General features: G+C 38.2%; 1 pseudogene. It reads left to right on the top strand.

The window, feature by feature from the left end:
• Positions 1 to 271 precede the first annotated feature (271 nt).
• A pseudogene (locus CWC28_RS22380) lies at positions 272 to 463 on the top strand (IS1380 family transposase); the annotation flags it as partial.

The raw sequence follows: 463 nt of genomic DNA, 5'->3' as shown, positions 1-463 counted from the left end.
TTACATCATCACTGATGTCAGGTTTTATTTTTATATTTGCTGCTTAATTACCCGATCAAAGTGCCATTGAATGACCGGGTGATTATTCAGCCATAGAGCAATCATGAATAGAGTTGATTAAAAAGTAAACGGTCGTTTGAAATCATTATGAGTGAACAAAATACCTGAATTCGTGAGTTCATGATCGTTAAATTTGCCAAAAACTCAGTCATAGCAGCATCTGTAGGCTAATATTGGCTCATCTTGATTTTCACCATATAAGTGCATTTTTGTGGAACTAAAATTTGAGCAATCTGACACAGAATTTTATACTCCTGCAGCTGGCCTGTATTTTGTGGGTCACGCCCTGAACAAGAAGACATCCCTCAAAAAATCACTGCGCTCTATCAAGAAGCGCCATTGCATCCCCAATATTGATCTGGTTCGTGCTTTCATCGGCTTATTGGCTTTGGGTAAAACTGAT

Source organism: Pseudoalteromonas sp. S4492, assembly GCF_005886115.1.
Lineage (GTDB): Bacteria > Pseudomonadota > Gammaproteobacteria > Enterobacterales > Alteromonadaceae > Pseudoalteromonas > Pseudoalteromonas gelatinilytica.
This window is presented reverse-complemented; position numbering and strand designations above follow the sequence as displayed.